Origin of the sequence: Streptomyces sp. NPDC016640, assembly GCF_043076215.1 — a bacterium.
Lineage (GTDB): Bacteria > Actinomycetota > Actinomycetes > Streptomycetales > Streptomycetaceae > Streptomyces.
Genome location: NZ_JBIBRG010000002.1, coordinates 676738 through 695524, shown reverse-complemented (window position 1 = coordinate 695524; position 18787 = coordinate 676738). Strand labels below are relative to the sequence as shown.

Annotated in this window: 18 protein-coding genes and 1 pseudogene; 9 read left to right on the top strand and 10 right to left on the bottom strand. The window is 72.7% G+C overall.

Annotation, left to right across the window (positions count from 1 at the left end; translation table 11 throughout):
• Positions 1 to 9 precede the first annotated feature (9 nt).
• Positions 10 to 426 carry a lytic transglycosylase domain-containing protein gene (locus tag ACF07S_RS06705; protein WP_391961917.1) on the top strand — a complete coding sequence of 139 codons (417 nt, stop codon included), beginning with the start codon at positions 10 to 12 and terminating at the stop codon, positions 424 to 426.
• 84 nt (positions 427 to 510) lie between these two features.
• Here ACF07S_RS06705 and ACF07S_RS06700 read toward each other — a convergent pair whose 3' ends face one another.
• The 3 genes and pseudogenes from ACF07S_RS06700 to ACF07S_RS06690 all read right to left on the bottom strand — a co-directional run bounded on the left by ACF07S_RS06700 (position 511) and on the right by ACF07S_RS06690 (position 2186).
• Positions 511 to 1164 carry a maleylpyruvate isomerase N-terminal domain-containing protein gene (locus ACF07S_RS06700; protein ID WP_391973584.1) on the bottom strand — a complete coding sequence of 218 codons (654 nt, stop codon included), beginning with the start codon at positions 1162 to 1164 and terminating at the stop codon, positions 511 to 513.
• Positions 1164 to 1379, bottom strand: a complete 216-nt coding sequence (locus ACF07S_RS06695) for a DUF397 domain-containing protein (protein ID WP_391973583.1) — start codon at positions 1377 to 1379, stop codon at positions 1164 to 1166. Before ACF07S_RS06695 ends, ACF07S_RS06700 begins: the two co-directional genes overlap by 1 nt.
• Positions 1339 to 2186, bottom strand: a pseudogene (locus ACF07S_RS06690) (helix-turn-helix domain-containing protein). The gene ACF07S_RS06695 and the pseudogene ACF07S_RS06690 overlap by 41 nt, the downstream one beginning before the upstream one ends.
• 93 nt (positions 2187 to 2279) lie before the next feature.
• On the opposite strand from ACF07S_RS06690, the gene ACF07S_RS06685 reads away from it, so the two are divergent.
• Together ACF07S_RS06685 and ACF07S_RS06680 are read left to right on the top strand one after the other, a co-directional pair.
• Positions 2280 to 2708, top strand: a complete 429-nt coding sequence (locus tag ACF07S_RS06685; protein WP_391973582.1) for an ATP-binding protein — start codon at positions 2280 to 2282, stop codon at positions 2706 to 2708.
• A 353-nt stretch (positions 2709 to 3061) separates the two neighbouring features.
• Entirely contained in the window at positions 3062 to 4690 is a 1629-nt protein-coding gene (locus tag ACF07S_RS06680; RefSeq protein ID WP_391961922.1) for a hypothetical protein, read from the top strand.
• On the opposite strand, the gene ACF07S_RS06675 is transcribed toward ACF07S_RS06680, so the two are convergent.
• Positions 4644 to 6695: a phosphatase PAP2 family protein gene (locus ACF07S_RS06675; protein ID WP_391961923.1), complete on the bottom strand. Its 2052-nt coding sequence runs from the start codon at positions 6693 to 6695 to the stop codon at positions 4644 to 4646. The two genes, ACF07S_RS06680 and ACF07S_RS06675, sit on opposite strands and share 47 nt — an antisense overlap.
• 436 nt (positions 6696 to 7131) lie before the next feature.
• Here ACF07S_RS06675 and ACF07S_RS06670 point away from each other — a divergent pair, with 436 nt between their 5' ends.
• Positions 7132 to 7809 carry an O-methyltransferase gene (locus tag ACF07S_RS06670; protein WP_391961924.1) on the top strand — a complete coding sequence of 226 codons (678 nt, stop codon included), beginning with the start codon at positions 7132 to 7134 and terminating at the stop codon, positions 7807 to 7809.
• A gap of 78 nt (positions 7810 to 7887) precedes the next feature.
• Here ACF07S_RS06670 and ACF07S_RS06665 read toward each other — a convergent pair whose 3' ends face one another.
• On the bottom strand, positions 7888 to 8280 hold the full coding sequence (locus ACF07S_RS06665) for a hypothetical protein (RefSeq protein WP_391961925.1): 393 nt from the start codon (positions 8278 to 8280) through the stop codon (positions 7888 to 7890).
• Between the two features lie 163 nt (positions 8281 to 8443).
• On the opposite strand from ACF07S_RS06665, the gene ACF07S_RS06660 reads away from it, so the two are divergent.
• On the top strand, positions 8444 to 8875 hold the full coding sequence (locus ACF07S_RS06660) for a DUF1992 domain-containing protein (RefSeq protein ID WP_391961926.1): 432 nt from the start codon (positions 8444 to 8446) through the stop codon (positions 8873 to 8875).
• On the opposite strand, the gene ACF07S_RS06655 is transcribed toward ACF07S_RS06660, so the two are convergent.
• The 3 genes from ACF07S_RS06655 to ACF07S_RS06645 all read right to left on the bottom strand — a co-directional run bounded on the left by ACF07S_RS06655 (position 8864) and on the right by ACF07S_RS06645 (position 12282).
• A complete protein-coding gene (locus ACF07S_RS06655; protein WP_391973581.1) occupies positions 8864 to 9427 on the bottom strand; it encodes a hypothetical protein in 564 nt (187 codons plus the stop codon). The two genes, ACF07S_RS06660 and ACF07S_RS06655, sit on opposite strands and share 12 nt — an antisense overlap.
• Before the next feature lie 3 nt (positions 9428 to 9430).
• Positions 9431 to 10084: a hypothetical protein gene (locus ACF07S_RS06650; protein WP_391961928.1), complete on the bottom strand. Its 654-nt coding sequence runs from the start codon at positions 10082 to 10084 to the stop codon at positions 9431 to 9433.
• 107 nt (positions 10085 to 10191) lie between these two features.
• Entirely contained in the window at positions 10192 to 12282 is a 2091-nt protein-coding gene (locus ACF07S_RS06645; protein WP_391962469.1) for an MDR family MFS transporter, read from the bottom strand.
• A 159-nt stretch (positions 12283 to 12441) separates the two neighbouring features.
• Here ACF07S_RS06645 and ACF07S_RS06640 point away from each other — a divergent pair, with 159 nt between their 5' ends.
• Positions 12442 to 13539: a peptidoglycan-binding protein gene (locus ACF07S_RS06640; RefSeq protein ID WP_391973580.1), complete on the top strand. Its 1098-nt coding sequence runs from the start codon at positions 12442 to 12444 to the stop codon at positions 13537 to 13539.
• Between the two features lie 91 nt (positions 13540 to 13630).
• Here ACF07S_RS06640 and ACF07S_RS06635 read toward each other — a convergent pair whose 3' ends face one another.
• A complete protein-coding gene (locus tag ACF07S_RS06635; protein ID WP_391961930.1) occupies positions 13631 to 14293 on the bottom strand; it encodes an HAD-IA family hydrolase in 663 nt (220 codons plus the stop codon).
• A gap of 214 nt (positions 14294 to 14507) precedes the next feature.
• Positions 14508 to 15089 carry a TMEM165/GDT1 family protein gene (locus ACF07S_RS06630; protein WP_391961931.1) on the bottom strand — a complete coding sequence of 194 codons (582 nt, stop codon included), beginning with the start codon at positions 15087 to 15089 and terminating at the stop codon, positions 14508 to 14510.
• Positions 15090 to 15489: 400 nt separating this feature from the next.
• On the opposite strand from ACF07S_RS06630, the gene ACF07S_RS06625 reads away from it, so the two are divergent.
• The 3 genes from ACF07S_RS06625 to ACF07S_RS06615 all read left to right on the top strand — a co-directional run bounded on the left by ACF07S_RS06625 (position 15490) and on the right by ACF07S_RS06615 (position 18567).
• Positions 15490 to 16134 carry an HNH endonuclease family protein gene (locus tag ACF07S_RS06625; RefSeq protein ID WP_391961932.1) on the top strand — a complete coding sequence of 215 codons (645 nt, stop codon included), beginning with the start codon at positions 15490 to 15492 and terminating at the stop codon, positions 16132 to 16134.
• Positions 16135 to 16223: 89 nt separating this feature from the next.
• Positions 16224 to 17864: an alkaline phosphatase D family protein gene (locus ACF07S_RS06620; protein WP_391973579.1), complete on the top strand. Its 1641-nt coding sequence runs from the start codon at positions 16224 to 16226 to the stop codon at positions 17862 to 17864.
• A 250-nt stretch (positions 17865 to 18114) separates the two neighbouring features.
• Positions 18115 to 18567, top strand: a complete 453-nt coding sequence (locus ACF07S_RS06615; RefSeq protein ID WP_391961934.1) for a DoxX family protein — start codon at positions 18115 to 18117, stop codon at positions 18565 to 18567.
• The last annotated feature ends 220 nt before the right edge of the window (positions 18568 to 18787 follow it).

Below are 18787 nucleotides of genomic sequence, written 5' to 3'. Positions count from 1 at the left end.
AGGCCGCCTGTGTCCGCCGCTTCCGTCCTCCGCACCGTCGCCTCCCCGAAGAAGGCCCTCGCCGGCGCCGCCCTCGCGGCCGCCACCTGCGGCACCCTGATCGCCGCCGCGCCCGCCCAGGCCGCGGCCACGGGCGCCGGCTCGGCCCAGGCGACTGCGCAGAAGATGATCGGAAACTCGGCCGAGTACCAGTGCTTCTCGAAGATCGTCCAGCACGAGAGCAACTGGAACCCCACCGCCACCAACGCCTCCAGCGGCGCGTACGGCCTGGTCCAGGCGCTGCCCGCGTCCAAGATGGCTTCGGCCGGCTCCGACTGGAGGACCAACCCCGCCACCCAGATCGCGTGGGGCCTGGACTACATGAAGGACCGCTACGGCAGTGCCTGCGACGCCTGGAGCTTCTGGCAGTCCAACGGCTGGTACTGACAGCCCCCGTACCGAAGGCGGCGACCCCACGATCCCCGGGGCCGCCGCCTTCGTCTTCCGCGGGCCGGCGGCCTCCGGTCCGGCTCAGCCGAGGACGAGCGGGAGACGTTCGGCGAGATCGCCGAGCGCGGACCGTTCCGCGCCGGTCGGCCCCCGGCGTCCCGTCCCTACCAACAGCGCGTCCGTGTCGGAGAGTTCGCTGGGGAACGCGGTTCCGGCGATCCTCTCCAGGGCCGTGCGTGCCGCCGCGAGGGTTTCGGCGGGCGGCTCGGCGGCCGAGGGCAGGTGGGCGATCAGGTCGAGGTGGTGCAGCGTCCATTCGAGGACGTACGCGGAGAGGTAGTCGCCGACGGTCAGGACCTTGCCCTGGGTCCTGACGCGGGCGGCGGGATCGGCGAGTTCGGCGGCCCGGCCCGCTGCGGAACCGACGTCGTCCAGGTGGAACGTGAGCAGTCCCGGATCGCCGTACGCGGCGGCCAGCCGGGGGATCAACGCGTCCAACGGGTCCTCGCCGGTCGGGGGTTCGACGAGGTTCCAGTAGGTGACCGCGTCCGCGGTGGGTTCGGCGTCGGCGGGCGTGACCAGCGTGATCAGGACGTCCTGGGCGTCGATGACCAGGTGGCACACCAGGTCTCGCACGAGCCAGCCCCTGCAGCCGGACGGCCGCTCGAAGTCCTCGTGGGGGATGTCGGCGACGGCTGCGAGCAGCGCGGTCCAGGAACGCGAGAAGTGATGCATCACTGCCGTTCAGCGGTTGCGTTCGCCGTCCAGGTCAGAAAGGCGGCGAAGGCAGCGGAGCCGAGGGCGAGAATCGGACCCGCTGGGTCCTTGGAGTCTCGGACCGCGAGACCGGAGCCGGGTATGCCGGCGACCTCCACGCACGATCCCCCCGTGTCGCCGCTGTAGCTCGACTTACGCCATGTGATCCCTGTCAGATGCGAGTTGCTCCCCATAGCGTTCCTCCATCACGCGCCGGATCAGCGCCGCCGAGTCCTTGACGGACAGGGCTGCGGCCTGCAAGTGATCGTAACGGAGCGATCGGGACTCAACCGCGTCAGGATTGGCCGTCGGATGCCCCGTCTCGTAGTCCTCGCTGTAGACGATGGCGGGATCGCCCGCGAAGCGGAAGATGTCGAAAGAGCCCATCAACCCGGCATGTACACCCGTCTCGAACGGCAGCACCTGGACGTTCACACTCGGGTTCCTCTCATGAGACAACAGCCCCATCAGTTGCTGCCGCATGACTTCCTTATCGCCCACCTGCTGGTGGAGTACGGCCTCGGTAAAATTGCCCAGAGAACCGGAGGCTTCTCCCTGTCGAAGATGCGCTGCCGCGCAAGCCGCGCCGAGGTGCGGTTGTCCAGATCATGGTCGCCCATGGCGCTCAGTACGGCGCGTGCGTACGCCTCCGTCTGCAAGAGGCCATGCACGAGTTGCGGCTGGAAGACACGGATCGCCTTGGCCCGCGACTCCAGCTCGGCCACCTGCTGGAACCAGGCCGGGAGTTGGCTCCGCATCACCAGTGTGACGAGGCGGGACAGCAGCCCTCCCGTCCCCAGCGCCGCGTCCACCCGCTCGCTGAACTCCGCCGTCGGCAGCTTCCTCGCCGTCTCGATCTGGCCGACCAGCGAGCCCGTGTAGTTGACGATGCCCCCGAGCTGCCGCTGCGTCAGGCCCGCGGTCTCCCGATGGCGCCGCAGCTCGAAGCCGTAGTAATCCAACGGTGAAGCGCCCGGGTCGAGGACGTTGACATGCGTCACGGCACGGTCCCCTTTCACTCAACGCGGTCCACGACGGAACCGGTTGTATTCGTTCCATTGCCGAGCGTAGTCACCCGAGGTCAGTCTTGCGGTGTGAACGAATACATTTCCCCCGCTCTCCTCGCACCCCGCAGCACCCGGTACGCCATGCGTCTCACGGTCGGGGAGCACTCCGCACTCCATGTCCGGCACATCGTGCGGTCGTTCCTGCGCGAGTGGGAGATGGTCGAGCTGTCCGACGCCGTGGAACTGGGCGTGACCGAGTTGCTCGCCAACGTCGTACGCCACGTTCCGGACCGGCGCTGCGCCCTGCTGTTGCTGCGGCAGTCGACCGGGGTGAGGGTGGAAGTAACGGACGGATGCGATGAACTTCCGTGTGTTCCGGTCGGGTTGGCGTTCGACGCGGAGCATGGGAGAGGACTCGCGCTGCTCGGTGCGGTGAGCGACAAGTGGGGTGTCGATCCCGGGGCCCGTGGCGGGAAGACCGTGTGGTTCGAGTGTGCGGTGGACGCTCGCGAGTGAGGGGACGGTGCCGAAAGTCGTGAACACTTCGGGCCGAAGTGTTCACGACTTTCGAAGGGGGTCCCGGGGCCCCCGGGGCGGGCCGCTGAGCCGGCGTGAGGGGCCGCGTGCCCGGCCACCCGTTCCTCCGGGCCGCCCGCTCGCTTCTCCCCCGTGCTGGAGTGAGCCGGGTCAAGGGTGGGCCGCAGGCCCATCGCCGCAGGCGACGCGGAGTGCAGCGCCCTTGACGCGGCTCACGGAGGCACGACACCGGCCAGGAAGCGAGCGGCCCCCACGGCCACTTCACCACGTACGCCCACGCCACCCCGCGCGCCGCAGTAAACGCTCCCGCCCCGTTCCACGTCTACGACATCGTGCCCCTTGCCGACCTCACCCCGATTCAGCACGCGGACACGGCCCTCGAGCGGAGGCGACCCCTCCGGGCCTTCTACCGGCGCCATCGCGTCCCTCTCCTCGCCACGCTCCCCTTCCTTCCCCTGTACGCGCTGTGGTGGGGCTGCCTCGCCACCGGTGGCGGGGACCTCGCCGCTCAGGACGCGTGGGCCGACTTCGCCTCCCGGCACGGGGGTTCCGCGTACAACCTCTTCTGGTACGGCGGGATGCACACCGCCAACTACAGCCTCGTTTCGCCGTATCTCATGGCCGCCGTGGGGGTGCGGGCCCTCACCGTCGTCTCCGGGATCGCCGCCTCCTGGCTCGCGGCCCTCCTCATCCGGCGCACCGGTCTGCGAAGACCCCTCGCCCCTGCCCTGCTCGCCTCCCTCGCCCTGTGGTGCAACGTCGCCTCCGGGCGGACCACCTTCGCCCTCGGGGTGGCCTTCGGACTCGCGGCCTGTGTTCTCCTCACCCGGCGGAAACGTCTCTTCCTTGCCGGTGGCCATGCCGCCCTCGCCACCATGGCGTCCCCGGTCGCCGGGCTGTTCCTCGCCGTCGTCGGGGCGGGGCTCCTGCCGGCCGGGCGGCGGGGGCCCGCCGTGGCCCTGCTTCTGCCGCCCGCCCTCGTCGTCGGGGCGACCAGTGTGTTCTTCCCCTTCACCGGTGAACAGCTCATGCCCGCGCCGCGCGTATGGCCGCCGGTCGCCCTCGGGCTCGCTGTCGCCGTGCTCGTCCCGCCGGCGTGGCGGGTGGCCCGCTGGAGCGGGGTCGTCTACGCCGTGGGCACCGTGCTCGCGTATCTCGTCCCCTCTCCGGTCGGCACGAACGTGGAGCGGTTCGCCGAGTACGCCGCGCCCGTGGTGCTGCTGGCCGCGCTGCTCGCGCAACCGCGCCTGCGCGCCCTGCGGCGCGCTCTGCTCGTCGCCGCGCTCGTGTTCTCCGTGGGCTGGCTGGGCAAGAAGACCGCCGACGATCTGGCGGTCTCGACGACCGTTCCGGCCTGGGCGGCGGAGACCCGTGGCGTGGTCCGGGCGCTCGACGGGCTCGGCGCCGGCCGCTCCCGGGTCGAGGTGGTGCCCGCGCGCAATCACCGGGAGGCCGCCGGGCTCGCGCCGTACGTCCATCTCGCCCGGGGCTGGAACCGGCAGCTCGACGTGGAGCGGGCGCGGCTGTTCTACGACGGGTCCTTCTCCGCCGCCTCCTACCGGCAGTGGCTGGACCGGTGGGCGGTCGCCTTCGTCGTGCTGCCGAACGGCCTGCCCGACGGGTTCGCCCGGGAGGAGGCGCGGCTGATACGGCACGAGAGGCCCGACTGGCTGGTGCCCGTCTGGCAGGACGAGCACTGGCGGGTGTTCCGGGTCCGGGACGCCGTACCGCTGGTGTCCGCGCCCGGGACCGTCGTCCGGACCTCCGGTGCCGACCTGGTGCTCCGCGTGTCCCGGCCGGGTGCGGTGACCGTGCGGGTGGTGTACTCGCCCTGGCTGCGCAGCGACGGCGGCTGTCTGAGCCGCCAGGGCGAGTTCACGCGGCTCACCGTGTCCGCGCCGGGCGAGTACCGGATCAGCTCGGAGTACGGGCCTTCTCCGGCACCGACGGCTCGCTGCTGAGCCCGGCGGCGGCCGTGACCGTACGGGCGCGCGGGCCCTGGAGCAGGTACGTCAGCCCGAAGCCGGCGCCGACGACGAGAGCGCCGCCCGCCGCGTCCAGCACCCAGTGATTGCCGGTGGCCACGATCGCGGCGGCCGTGAACAGGGGGTGGAGAAGACCCACGGCCTTCATCCACGTCTTCGGCGCGATGACCGCGATCACCAGTCCGCACCACAGGGACCAGCCGAAGTGCAGCGAGGGCATCGCCGCGTACTGGTTGGTGAGGGCGGTGAGGGTGCCGTAGTCCGGCTTGGAGAAGTCCTGCACGCCGTGGACCGTGTCGATGATGCCGAGACCCGGCATCAGGCGCGGCGGGGCGAGCGGGTAGAGCCAGAAGCCGATCAGGGCGAGGAGGGTGGCGAAGCCGAGGCTGGAGCGGGCCCAGCGGTAGTCGACGGCGCGCCGCCAGTAGAGCAGGCCGAGGACGGTCAGCGGGACGATGAAGTGGAACGACGTGTAGTAGAAGTCGAAGAACTGCCGCAGCCAGTCGATCTTCACCACGGCGTGGTTGACGGCGTGCTCGATGTCCATGTGGAGCACGCGCTCCAGGTCGAGGATCTGGTGGCCGTGCTCCTCGGCGCGGGCGCGGCCGGCCTCGTTGCTGCCGCCGGTCGCGGCGAGGCGGACCTTGGAGTACGCGGCGTAGGTGACGCGGATGAGCAGCAGCTCGAGCAGGAGGTTCGGGCGGGTGAGCACCCGGCGCAGGAACGGCAGCAGCGGGACGAACGCGAAGCGGGCCGGGACCGGCGGGGCGTACCGGGTCGGAACGGGCGAGCGGAAGTACGGCGAGGTGCGGGACAGGAACGGGACGGCGGTGGCGGCGGCCAGGGCGGCGAGGAGGACGACGTTGTCGCGGAGCGGGTGGAGGCCCGCCATGTTCGGCAGCATCATCTTGCCGGGCAGCGTCATCACCAGGACCACGGTGACGGGCCAGACCAGCCGGTCGGAGGCGCGTGTGCCGACCCGGCCGACGGCGGTGAGCAGTACCCACAGCAGCTGGTGCTGCCAGGCGGCCGGGGAGACGGCGATGGCGACGCAGCCGGTGAGGGCGACGGCGAGCAGCAGCTGGCCGTCGCGGGCGTAGCGGACGGCGCGTCTCAGGCCGAGGGCGACGACGGCGGCGCCGAGGAGCAGGTAGAGGCCGATCTCCAGGGGGCCTTCGAGGCCGAGTCGGAGCAGGGCTCCGTGCAGGGACTGGTTGGCGAGGCCGTCGGCGGGTCCGCCGAGGCCGACGCCCGCCATGTGGTGCACCCAGTAGGTGTAGGAGTCCTCGGGCATCGCGGCCCAGGCGAGCGCGGTGGTCGCGGCGAAGGTGACGCCCGTGGCGGTGGCCGCCTGGCGGCGGCCGGTGAGCCACAGCAGCGGTGCGAAGAGCAGCAGGGTGGGCTGGAGTGCCGCCGCCACGCCGATCAGGACGCCGCCGGTGCGCCGGCCGTGTACGACGAAGCAGCCCAGCAGGACGAGCAGGACCGGGATGATGCTGGTCTGGCCGAGCCAGAGGGTGTTGCGCACCGGCAGGGACAGCATGAGCAGGCTGACGGCGACGGGCGCGGCCAGCAGCGCGGTGCGGCGGCCGGCCGGCTGGGGCAGCGCGCGGGCGGCGACCAGGCCGAGGGCGGCGACCAGCAGCAGGGTGCCGAAGGTCCAGCCCCAGCCGAGGGCCTGCTCCGCCGCCCGGGTGAGGGGTTTGAGGACGAGTCCGCCGAAGGGGGTGCCCGTGAAGCGGGTGGAGTCGTAGAGGGATCCGCTGACGTGCAGCACGCCCTCGGGGCCCACCCAGGTCTCCAGGTCGGTCAGCCGTTCCCCGCGGGGGGTGGTGAGGACGACGACGGTCTGGCGTACGGCGAGGACGGCGGCGAGCAGCCACAGTCCGAGGCGCGCCGCGCGCAGCCGTGCCCGGGTGCCGTCGACGCCGCTCGCCCCGAAGGCCTCCACCGGTCCCCCGCTGTGTTCCGCATTCGCCACGCCTCGTCGGCCTCCCGCCCCGTCGTGTCCCACGCGCGTCCCGTGCGCGGGGATTCACTGTGCGAACCATATGAGGCTCGCGTCCCCCCTGGACAGGGACGCAGGCAACCCCGACTTCACCTGACGGCCCTCTCGCTTTTGTCCGGATGACGACAGACGGAGCCGGCGGGTTGCCTCCGGGGGCGCGAGATGGATCACAGTGGCTCGCCGGACAGGGGTCCGGCGGTGTGGCGCATGGCCGAGTCGGCGGGACGTCCGCTGCCGGGTCCGCCGCCGTCGCCGGAGCCCGGGACGCACGGGACGCACGGGGCACACAGGACACACGGGACGCACGGGACACACCGGGAGAACGTCTGACGGGGAGCGAGGGCGCGGCGTATCTTCGCTAGCGGAACTGGTTAGAGAGGCTAACTGGCCGTACGGAAGGTACAGGTGCATGAGCCAGTCGCAGCTCTGGCACGCGGTGGACGACTACTTCACCGACCGCCTCCTGCCCGACGCCCCCGACGACGCCCTGGCGGCCGCCCTGCGCGACAGCGACGCCGCCGGCCTCCCGGCCATCGCCGTCTCGCCGCTGCAGGGCAAGCTGCTCCAGCTCCTCGCCCAGCTGCAGGGCGCCCGGTACATCCTGGAGATCGGCACGCTCGGCGGCTACAGCACCATCTGGCTGGGCCGCGCCCTCCCGGCCGAGGGGCGGCTGATCTCCCTGGAGTACAACCCCGTGCACGCCGAGGTCGCCGCCCGCAACATCGCCCGCGCGGGACTCGACCAGCAGGTCGAGGTGCGGGTGGGCACGGCGCTGGACTCGCTGCCCCAGCTGGCCGACGAGAACCCGCCCCCGTTCGACCTGGTCTTCATCGACGCCGACAAGGTGAACAACCCGCACTACCTGGAGTGGGCGATCAGGCTGACCAGCACGGGCAGCCTGATCGTCCTCGACAACGTCGTCCGGGGCGGCCGGGTGGCCGACCCGGACAACACCGATCCGGACGTGGTGGGCACCCGCGCCGCCCTCGACATGATCGGCAGCCACCCCCGGCTGAGCGGTACGGCGATCCAGACCGTCGGCGCCAAGGAGTACGACGGCTTCGCGCTGGCCCGCGTATCGGGGTGAACGGGAGCGGACCGGCGCGGACCGGGGGGCCGGCCCGCGTGAACCGGGCCGTCCCGGCGTGAGCGGGGGCCGCGCGCCTCAGGCCTCGTGGTAGAAGCCCACGTTGACGCTGCGCGGGGCGGTGCGGTCCTGGATGACGACCTCACCGCTGCCGCCGCGGGGCAGCGCCACGGTGCCGCCGTAGGCGACCGGCTGGGCGTACTCCCCGAGGGTCAGCCGGACTTCGGAGGACGGCTCGGGCAGGGACCCGCGCAGCCAGGTCACCTGCCAGGTCCCGTCCTGCGCGCACCGGAACTCCAGGTGGACCCGGGAGACGAACAGCCAGTCGTCAGGGGTGGAGAGCCGGCACGCCGTCCTGTCCCGGCCCACCCGCAGCACGGCACCCGGCTCGCTGGGCGCCTCGGCCATGAGCATGCCGGCCGTGGCGCCCGCTTCCGCCGCGGACACCGCGGCCATGGTGAGTTCGAGCACGTGCGCTCCTCCTGAGACGTCCTGGCGGTCCGGGAAGGGCCCGGGACCGGCGGTGGCCGGATCCGTCCGGAACGACGGCGGCGGCCTGGTACGGCGGCCGGATCCGCTCGCCGCCGCCGCATGATAAAACGCCCGGCTCCGTGGTGTCCGGCACAATGGCCTCATGACCGAGCGAAAGCCACCGGGCGTCGGTTTCGAGAGCTGGGTCGACAAGCAGATCCGCGACGCGGACGCCCGCGGCGAGTTCGCGCACCTGCCGGGAGCGGGCAAGCCGCTTCCGGCGGACGTGGAGAACACGTACGACGAACTGTGGTGGGTCAAGCGGAAGATGGCCCGCGAGGGGATGTCCGTGCTGCCGCCGACGCTGGCGCTGCGCAAGGAGGCCGAGGACGCGCTCGAGGCCGCCCTTGCGGCCCCGTCGGAGCGGATCGTCCGGAAGATCCTCACGGAGATCAACGCGAAGATCCGCGACATGATGTTCAAGCCGCCGCCCGGCCCCCCGCTGGGCAGGAAGCCGTACGACGTCGAGGACGTCGTACGGCGGTGGCGGGAGCGCCGGACGGCGGCGGGTGCCTCGGACGGCTCAGACGCGTAGCAGCCGTTCCGCCAGCTCGCGGTAGTCCTGCAGGGCGAGGCGCAGTTGTTCGGTGTCGGTCGCCTGTGCCTTCCCGCCCTCCTCGGTGTCGGAGGGCTGCCAGGAACGCCGCAGGGCGCGGCGCCGCTCGGTCACCGCGTCCGTGAAGCGCGCGGTGAGCTCCTGCAGTACGTGATCGGCCTCCCGCACCGCGTCCCGCGGTGCGTCGACGAACCCGGCCACGGCGTGCCGCAGCTGCGCCGAGAGCTGGTCGGTGTCGTCGTGCGGGAGCAGGTGGCCGGCGGAGGTGCGGGAGCCGGCCTCGGGTGTCCGCCCGGAGGCGGTGTGCGCGGAGCCGCCGGGGTGCGGGGGCGCGGAGCCGCCGGGCCCCGGGTGCGCGGCCACCAGCGGGCTCTCGCCCCCGGGTGCGGTACGGCCGGCCTCCTCGGCCGGGCCACCGCCGACGGCCGCGCTCCCGCGCACACCCGGGTCCCGGGCACCGGTTCCGGGAGCGGTACGGATGTCGCCCTCGGCGGGCGGTGTGCCGCCGGGGCGTCGGGTCACGTCGGACATCGGTCAGCTCTCCTTCGCCTGGCGCCGGTGGAACAAGGACGGTGTGTGGTGGTCGCGGCGGGCGGCATGGTCCGCGCCGGTGCGGCGTCCGCCGTCGTGCCGGGACGGCCGGACCAGCTCCTCGAACAGGGCGCGGGCCTCGACCATGGCCTCGCGCATCTCCTCGGTGCCCGCACCGCCGTCGTGCGCGCCGTTCACGCCCGCGTGCGCCACGCGGTGCACGCGCCGGTAGCCCTCGACGTGGTGGGCGTGGTGCACGGACAGTGCGGCGAGCTGGTCCTCGTAGTGCCCGTCGGCGGGGAAGCCCCGGGCTCCGGCGAGTTCGGCGATCAGGCGGTCCGCCTCGGCGACCGCGTCCCGCGGCGCGTCGACGAACCGCTCCTGGGCGGCCGTCCAGCGCGCCTCGTACCGCTCACGCTCGGCGGGCTCCAACGGCCGTTCCCGGAGGTCGCCGTGGCGCTCCACGCGCTCGGCGAGCTCCCGCTCGGCGGCCTTGGTGTCCCCGTCGTGCCGGGCGACGGCACGGTCGTACTCGGGTCCGAAGCGCCGCTTCAGGCCGCCGCCGTGCCGCGGGTCGCGGGCGCGCAGCATCAGCACGGCCGCGGCGACGACGACCGCAATGATGACGATCAACGCAATGATCAGGCCAGTGGACATGAATGCCTTCCGGGTTCTCGGCCCAACCGGCACTCCTCGCGAGCCGGTTCGCCTATCGGGTTGCCCGAAGGTTCACCCACAAACAGTTCCCGGCCCGCGCGTGCCGCTCAGCCCGTCCGTGTCACCGGACGTTCGTTCTGGGGGCGTTCGCCCCGGGAGCCGCACAGTTCGTCGTTCAGTTCGTGCACCAGCTGCACCAGGTCGGTCGGGCGGTCCGGGCCCCACCAGTCGCCGAGCAGCTCGGCCAGCGACTCCTCCCGGGCCCGTGCCAGCCGCTCCGTCACCTCGCGGCCCTCGGCGGTCAGCACCATGTCGAGGCCCTGGCGCACGGCCAGGTGCCGTACCTCGACCTGGCGGGCCGCCTCGATGACGACGCTCAGCGGGATGGGGCTGCGCTCGGCGAGCCGGGCCGGTTCCACCGAGCCGTACTTCCTGATCCGCAGCAGCAGCCAGCTCGCCGCGGGCAGCAGGTCGTAGCCCGCCCGTTCGGTGATCTTGCGGTAGATCTCGCGCCGGCCCTCGCGGGTGCCGAGCAGCGACAGCGCGCGGCACACCTCGTCGTACGAGGACCGCTCGACGGGGTTGCTGGCCAGCGTCTCGGTCACGTCGGGCGCGGTGACCGAGGCGCGCAGCCGGTCCTCCCTGAGGAACCAGGCGAGTACGAAGCCGAGGAGGGCGACGGGCACGGCGTACAGGAAGACGTCGGTGATGGCGTCGGCGTACGCGTCGAGCGCGGACGGGCGCAGGGCGGGCGGCAGGGCGGCGATGCCGCGCGGGTCGGCCTCCAGGGAGTCGGCGGAGACGCCGGGCGGCAGCCGGGTCCCGGCGAGGGCGTCCGTGAGCTTCTCGCCGAGGTGGCCGGCGAAGATCGTACCGAAGATGGCTACGCCGAACGAGGCGCCGATGGAGCGGAAGAAGGTCGCGCCGGAGGTGGCGACGCCGAGGTCCTCGTAGGAGACGGCGTTCTGCACGATCAGCACCAGGACCTGCATCACCAGGCCGAGTCCGAGGCCGAAGACGAAGAAGTAGGCGCTCATCTCGGCGGTGGAGCTGTCCGCGTCGAGCTGGTGGAGCAGCAGCAGTCCGAGGGTGGTGACGGCGGTGCCCGTGATCGGGAACACCTTCCAGCGGCCGGTGCGGCTGACGATCTGCCCGGAGCCGGTGGAGGACAGCAGCATGCCGGCCACCATCGGCAGCATGTGCACGCCGGACATGGTCGGGGTGACGCCCTGCACCACCTGGAGGAAGGTCGGCAGATAGGTCATCGCGCCGAACATGGCGAAGCCGATGATGAAGCTGATCACGGCGGAGAGCGTGAAGGTGCGCATCCGGAACAGCTTCGGCGGCAGCACCGGCTCGGCGGCCCGGCGTTCCACCGCCACGAAGGCGACGATCAGCGCGGCGCCGAGCAGCGCGAGCCCGACGATCCCCGGCGAACCCCAGCCCCAGGTGGTGCCGCCGAGGGAGGCGACCAGCACGAGGGAAGTGGCGACGGAGGCGATCAGGAAGGTGCCGAGGTAGTCGATGACGTGCTTCACCGACCTGCGCGGGATGTGCAGCACGGCCGCGATCACGCCGAGCGCCACGATGCCCACGGGCAGGTTGACGTAGAACACCCAGCGCCAGCTCAGGTGCTCGGTGAACAGTCCGCCCAGCAGCGGCCCGAGCACACTCGTCGTGCCGAACACCGCCCCGAACAGGCCCTGGTAGCGGCCGCGTTCGCGGGGTGGGACCAGATCGCCGACGATCGCCATCGACAGCACGATCAGTCCGCCGCCGCCCAGTCCCTGGAGCGCGCGGAACGCGATCAGCTGGGACATGTCCTGCGCCGCGCCGCACAGCGCGGATCCCGCCAGGAAGATCACGATGGCGGTCTGGAAGAGCCTCTTGCGCCCGTACTGGTCGCCGAGCTTGCCCCACAGCGGGGTCGCGGCGGTCGAGGCCAGCAGATACGCGGTGACCACCCAGGAGAGGTGTGCCAGGCCGCCCAGCTCGCTGACGATGGTGGGCAGCGCGGTGGCCACGATGGTCTGGTCGAGGGCGGCGAGCAGCAGACCGAGCAGCAGGGCGCCGATGGAGACGAGGACGTCGCCGGACACCCGCTCCCGGCCGCCGCCGTCACCGGTCGGTGGCCCGGGGCGGGGTGCGGGCCGCCCGTTGCCCGTCCTCGGCGCCGTACCGTGCGCGTCGCCGGCCATGAAGACCTCCACAGGTTCTCGTTCCACTCCCCATCGTGATCGGTATGACCTGTTATGGCCTGTTGAGCCATCACGGAAGTCCGCATTCCGGGGGCGCGCGGACCGGGGCGTGAAGGAGATCTGCATAATCTCTGGAGTTCGCGAGGGGAGGGACGTGACATGGAACAGCCGAACGAAAACCCGTGCCCGGAGTGCGGCGCGCCCAGGAACGGGGACAACACGCCCTCCTGCGCCTGCACCCTGCGGGCCGCCGACGCCCTCCGCGACACCCGCACGGCGGAGGCGGCCGCGGCGGAGGACTTCGACCCGCTGCGCATACGGCCGTACGTCGAGCTGGACGGCCGGACCGCGCGGAGCGGCGATGCGCAGGACGGACCGCCGGAGGATGCGAGGACGGCGGACGCCGCCGACGCCGCCGATGCCGCCGATGCGGTGGACGCGGTGGACGCGGCGGGGCCGCCGGCCGGTGCGCCGCGCACGCCGGACGTTCCCGGCGCCCTCGACGCCGCGTCCGCGCTCCCCACGCCGATGGCGCCCGCGACGACCCGGCCGGGCACCACCGATCCGCACCCGTTCGCGACCGGGCAGCCGGACGTCACCGGGCCCGCCGCACCCGGTGCGGCCGGCGCCGACGGATCGCCGCCGCGCCGGCGCCGCCGCCTGACGCTGCTCGCGGCCGCCGGGGCCTGTGTCGTCGTGATGGGGGCGGCGGGGTGGGCGAGCGGACTGCTCGCCTACGAGACCCCCTCCCGGAACGGCGCGGCACCGGAGGACCTCAGGGCCGGGGTGCCCGACCCGTCGTCCGAGGCTCCCTCCGGAACGCCCGCGCCGAGCGCGCCCTCCGTCCCGCCGTCGCCCTCCGCGCCCCCCTCGGCCTCGCCGTCCGCCGACGCGGACTCGTCGGCCTCGCCGTCGGCGTCGGCGTCCAGCGCCTCGCCGGGGCCGTCGCGGCCGGCCGAGCCGTCCGCGGCCCCGGTGACCACCGCCCCCTCCGATGCCGCCGGGGACGCGGACGAGGGTGACAGCGGCGACACCGCTCCGGTGCTGCGCCGCGGCGACCGGGGCCCGGAGGTCTCCGAACTCCAGTTGCGGTTGCGGCAGCTGTACCTCTACCACGACGGCATCGACGGCGAGTTCACCCACCGCGTCGAGGAGGCCCTGCGCAACTACCAGTGGTCCCGCGGCGTCCAGGAGGAGCTGGGTGTGTACGGCCCGCGGACCCGGTCCCGGCTGGAGTCGGAGACGCGGGAGCCGTAGCGGGGCCGCAGCAGGACCGCGCGGGGCCGGTCCCCGGGCGCGGTGCCGCGCCCGCCGCGTACGCGCGGCCCCTGCCGCGTGAGGGCGGTTCCTACTCCGTGATGTGCAGCCGGACCGTGCCGTCCGCCCCGGCCTCCACCCGCACCTGGGTGAGATCCCGTACGACCACGTCCGGCCGGTGGAAGCCGGCCCGCGGGCCGATCCCGACGACCCGCATCCCGGCGGCGCGGCCCGCGGCGATACCGGCGCCGGAGTCCTCGAAGACCACGCAGTCGGCCGGTTCGACGCCCAGTTCCGCCGCGCCCTTCAGAAAGCCCTCGGGGTCGGGCTTGCTCGCGCCGACGGACTCCGCGGTCACCCGCACCTCGGGCTGCTCCAGTCCGGCGGCGGCCATCCGCGCCGTCGACAGGGCGACGTCGGCGGAGGTCACGAGCGCGTGCGGCAGCCCCTTCAGGGAGGCGAGGAAGTCGCGGGCGCCGGGGATGGCGACGACGCCCTCGGTGTCGGCGGTCTCCTCGGCGAGCATGCGGACGTTGTCCGCGTGGTTCTGCTCCATCGGCCGGTCCGGCAGCAGCAGCGCCATCGACGCGTAGCCCTGGCGTCCGTGCACGACCTTCATGACCTCGTCCCCGTCGAGCCCGTGCCGGTCGGCCCAGCGCCGCCAGACGCGCTCGACCGAGGCGTCGGAGTTGACGAGGGTGCCGTCCATGTCCAGCAGGAGGGCGCGGGCGGTGAGTACGGCGGTGGCCGTCATCGGCAGCTCCAAGGCACGGAGGGGGAGGGAGGGGGAGGGGGCCTGGGGGTGCCCCGGGGGGACAAGGCGGCCCCGCCCGCCGGTCAGGGAAAACGGGCGGGAGCCACTTTGTTCACCCACGGTACAAAACAAACCCGGCATCCCGCCACCACCTTCGCCGAGCGTTCACCCACCCTTCGGCCCGCCGTCGCCCCCGGGGCCGCGCGGCGGGGCGTCAGCCGGTGACCGCCTCCCACAGGCTCCACACGCCGAGGCCCAGCATCAGCAGCGCCGCGATCTGGGTGATCAGCCGCAGCGGAACCCGCTTCATCAGGGCCTTTCCGCCGACGATGCCGAGCGCCGCCACCGACCACAGGGCAAGCACCGCGCCCAGGCCGACGGAGAGCGGGTCGTCGTAGCGGGCGGCGAGGTTGGCCGTCATGATCTGCGTCAGGTCACCGAACTCGGCGACCAGGATGAGCATGAAACCCGCCCCGGAGACCTTCCAGAAGGACTGGTTCTCGGGCTTGCGGACCTCCGACTCGTCCTCGTCCTTCTTGAGCAGCAGCATCGCCGCGCCGCCCAGGAAGAGCACACCCGTGAGCGCGTGCACGATCTGCTGCGGCAGCAGGGTGAGCACGCTTCCGGCCGCCACCGCGAGCGCGACGTGCAGCGCGAAGGCGGCGGCGACACCCGCGAAGACGTAGGAGGCGCGGTAGCGGGTGCCGAGGACGAGACCGGCGAGGGCGGTCTTGTCCGGCAGTTCGGCGAGGAAGACGACGCCGAAGACGACGGCCGTCACGGTCAGGCTGATCAACGGTTCCTCAATCGGTCGGGACTGCCCCACCGAGAGTGCTGCGCGTGTGCACGGGACACCTCGGCACGGCAGCACACGGGGCACCCGCGCCGGGGGGCACGGGCGTGCACTGCTTGCCGAAGGTCTCGCCGACGGACCCCGTACGGGTTCCGCCTCCGGGCGCCGGCTCAGGCGGGCTGAGCAGTATGTCGACGGTCCGGCGAAGAGCTACTCCCCTTCTGCGCCGTCCATGGTACGCGAGACACGCACCGGCCTCCCGCGCGGAAACTTCACACCCGGACCATAGACGTGACATGGACGCGTCACTAACTTCTTACCGGACGCACCCCTCCCCGCAACCCGGAGTGGTGAGCATTCCCCTGCTCGCACTCCAACACGCCCACCCCTCAAGGGAGTTCGCATGTCGAAGTTCTACGCGCGTCGACGGATCAGCATAGTCGCGGCGTTCACCGGTCTCATAGCCTCCGTCGGCCTGTTCAACGGTCCGGCCGCCTCCGCCGCCCTCCCGACCCCGGTCAGCGCCTCCACCGCCCGCGGCTACCTGTCCACGCTGCCCGTGCGCACCGAGAGCCGCACCGGCTACGACCGTGAGCTGTTCCCGCACTGGATCACCGTCAGCGGCGCCTGCAACACCCGCGAGACCGTCCTCAAGCGCGACGGCTCCAACGTGCAGACCGACTCCTCCTGCGCCTCCACCAGCGGCAGCTGGTACTCCCCGTACGACGGCGCGACCTGGTCCGCCGCCTCCGACGTCGACATCGACCACCTCGTCCCGCTCGCCGAGGCCTGGGACTCCGGAGCCGGCTCCTGGACCACCTCGCGCCGCCAGGCCTTCGCCAACGACCTGACCCGCCCGCAGCTCATCGCCGTCACCGACGACGTCAACCAGTCCAAGGGCGACCAGGACCCGGCCACCTGGATGCCCTCGCGCACGGACTACCGCTGCATCTACGTCCGTGCCTGGGTACAGGTGAAGTACTACTACGGCCTGTCGGTCGACTCGGCCGAGAAGAGCGCCCTGCAGGGCCACCTCGCGAACTGCTGAACCGCCCCCGCGAACTGCCGGCAGGCACGGGTCTCCCCGGTGCCCTCCGTCGTTCCGTACCGTACGGGGCGACGGAGGAAGGGGACACCATGACCGAACTGCGGCTCGGACCGCTGCTGAGGTACATCGACGGCTCGTCCGCGACCGTCTGGGTCGAGACCGGCCGGCCGGGCACCGTCGAGGTGCGCTGCGCCGACGGGACGGCCGGGGAGGCCGGCACCTTCCAGATCGCCGGGCACCACTACGCGCTCGTCCAGGTCACCGGTCTCACCCCGGGCACGAGCACCCCGTACGAGGTTTTCCTCGACCGCACCCGGGTGTGGCCCCTGGCCGGGGAACCGTCCTTCCCGCCCTCCGTCATCCCCACCCCGGGCCCCGGCGACCGCGTGCGCGTCGCCTTCGGCTCCTGCCGCTGGGCCGCCCCGCCCACCGGGGAGCCCGACCCCGTCGGCCCCGACGCCCTGGACGCCCTGGCCCGGCGCATCGCCGCCGACCCGGACGGCGAACGGCCCGACGTCCTGCTGCTCCTGGGCGACCAGGTCTACGCCGACGAGACCTCCGACGCCACCCGCGCCTGGCTCGCCGCCCGCCGCGATCTGGAGGACCCCCCGGGCAGCCAGGTGGCGGACTACGAGGAGTACACCCACCTCTACTACGAGTCCTGGCTCGACCCGCAGGTGCGCTGGCTGCTGTCCACCGTGCCCACGTGCATGATCTTCGACGACCACGACCTGATCGACGACTGGAACACCTCCGCCTCCTGGGTCTCCGACATGCGCGCCCGGCCGTGGTGGCGGGAGCGGGTGCTCAGCGGCCTGATGTCGTACTGGGTGTACCAGCACCTGGGCAACCTCTCCCCCGCCGAGATGGAGGCCGATCCGCTGTACGCGTCGGTCCGGGAGAACACCGACGGCACCGACGCGCTGCGCGCCTTCGCCTCCCGGGCCGAGGCGGACGCGACCACCGTGCGCTGGAGCTACCGGCGCGACTTCGGCCGGGTCCGGCTGCTGATGGTGGACAGCCGCGCGGCCCGCGTCCTGGAGGAGGGCCGGCGCTCCATGCTCGACCGGGCCGAGGCGACCTGGCTGCGCGAGCAGGCCCTCGACGGGCGCGGCTCCTACGACCACCTGCTCATCGGCACGTCCCTGCCCTGGCTGCTGCCCCATCTGGTGCACGACGTCGAGGCGTGGAGCTCCGTGCTGTGCCGGGGCGACAAGGGCGCGCGCTGGGCGCGGCTCGGGGAGAAGCTGCGGCGCGGGGCGGACCTGGAGCACTGGTCGGCCTTCCCCGAGTCGTTCGACGAACTGGCGGAACTGATCGCCGAGTCCGGCAGGGGACCGCAGGCGCCCGCGACGGTGTGCGTGCTCTCCGGGGACGTCCACCACGCCTACGTCGCCGAGCCGAGCTGGCCGGGTGGCACCGGACCGGACGCCCGGGTGGTGCAACTCACCTGCTCCCCCGTCCACAACTCCATCCCGCAGTCGATCCGGCTCGGCTTCCGCTTCGGCTGGAGCGCCGCCGCCCGGGGACTCGGCCGCGTGTTCGCGCGGCACGGGGGTCTGGGCCGGCCGTCGGTCGACTGGCGCAAGACGGGTGGTCCCTGGTTCGGCAACCAGCTCATGACCCTGACGGCACAGGGGCGTTCGGCGGTCCTCCGGCTGGAGCACGCACAGCAGGAGGAGGCCGGGACGCGGCTCAGGACGGTGATGGAGAGGCGGCTGAGCCAGTGAGGCTGCAGGAACCTGTGAGTTGCCTGTGCCGGGGGGTGTGGATCCGGTCACGTCGTTGAACATGAAAGCGGGGTGGAGGCCGTATTGACATGCGACAGCGGGTTCCGGAACGGCCGCTGCGACGTGAGGCCGTGGCCAAATGTTGAACTTGCAAGTAAGAGTTAGGCCCACCTAACGTGGGGTTTCGACTCGGTTCCGTCCCCGGACCGGCCCCGTCCGGGGGCCGGCCTGACCGAAGGAGACCCCCACCATGACCGAACGCCTCAACAGCGCCCAGCCATACGTTCTCGGCCTGTTCCGCATAGTCGTCGGCCTGCTCTTCGCCTGCCACGGCGCCGTGTCCCTCCTCGGTGTGCTCGGCGGCGTGGACGGCAACGGCGGCACCGCCGAGACCGGCGCCTGGCCCAACTGGTACGCGGCCGTGATCGAGCTCGTCGGCGGTAGCCTGGTCCTGCTCGGCCTCGGCACCCGCGCCGCCGCGTTCATCTCGTCCGGTGCGATGGCCTACGCGTACTTCAAGGTCCACCAGCCCGAGGCCCTGTGGCCGATCGAGAACCACGGCGAGGGCGCGGCCCTGTACTGCTGGGCCATGTTCCTGCTGGTGTTCACCGGCTCCGGCGCCTTCGGCCTGGACCGCCTGTTCACCAGGCGCTCGTCGGCGAACGCGGGGCGCGCGCCGGAGAAGGCTCCTGTGGCGGTCTGACCGCGTCCGGCCGACCGGCCGGCTTGGCGGCCGACCGCGTCCGGTCGGCGCCACGGCACCGGAGGGTGTCCTTCCCGGTTCGGGGAGGACACCCTTCGTCGTCCGCCCGGCCCCCCCGCCCGGCCGCCCCCCCCCCCGCCCCCCCCCCGCCCGCCCCCCCCCCCCCCCCACCACCCCCCCCCCCCCCCCCCCGACCCCCACCCAACAGGCGGCCCCCCGG

Coding starts and splice junctions, on each gene's coding strand:
- ACF07S_RS06645 (WP_391962469.1), bottom strand. CDS start 12,282: ATGGCCGGCGACGCGCACGGTACGGCGCCGAGGACGGGCAACGGGCGG.
- ACF07S_RS06655 (WP_391973581.1), bottom strand. CDS start 9,427: ATGTCCGACGTGACCCGACGCCCCGGCGGCACACCGCCCGCCGAGGGC.
- ACF07S_RS06660 (WP_391961926.1), top strand. CDS start 8,444: ATGACCGAGCGAAAGCCACCGGGCGTCGGTTTCGAGAGCTGGGTCGAC.
- ACF07S_RS06620 (WP_391973579.1), top strand. CDS start 16,224: ATGACCGAACTGCGGCTCGGACCGCTGCTGAGGTACATCGACGGCTCG.
- ACF07S_RS06615 (WP_391961934.1), top strand. CDS start 18,115: ATGACCGAACGCCTCAACAGCGCCCAGCCATACGTTCTCGGCCTGTTC.
- ACF07S_RS06670 (WP_391961924.1), top strand. CDS start 7,132: ATGAGCCAGTCGCAGCTCTGGCACGCGGTGGACGACTACTTCACCGAC.
- ACF07S_RS06700 (WP_391973584.1), bottom strand. CDS start 1,164: ATGCATCACTTCTCGCGTTCCTGGACCGCGCTGCTCGCAGCCGTCGCC.
- ACF07S_RS06650 (WP_391961928.1), bottom strand. CDS start 10,084: ATGTCCACTGGCCTGATCATTGCGTTGATCGTCATCATTGCGGTCGTC.
- ACF07S_RS06695 (WP_391973583.1), bottom strand. CDS start 1,379: ATGGGGAGCAACTCGCATCTGACAGGGATCACATGGCGTAAGTCGAGC.
- ACF07S_RS06640 (WP_391973580.1), top strand. CDS start 12,442: ATGGAACAGCCGAACGAAAACCCGTGCCCGGAGTGCGGCGCGCCCAGG.
- ACF07S_RS06635 (WP_391961930.1), bottom strand. CDS start 14,293: ATGACGGCCACCGCCGTACTCACCGCCCGCGCCCTCCTGCTGGACATG.
- ACF07S_RS06625 (WP_391961932.1), top strand. CDS start 15,490: ATGTCGAAGTTCTACGCGCGTCGACGGATCAGCATAGTCGCGGCGTTC.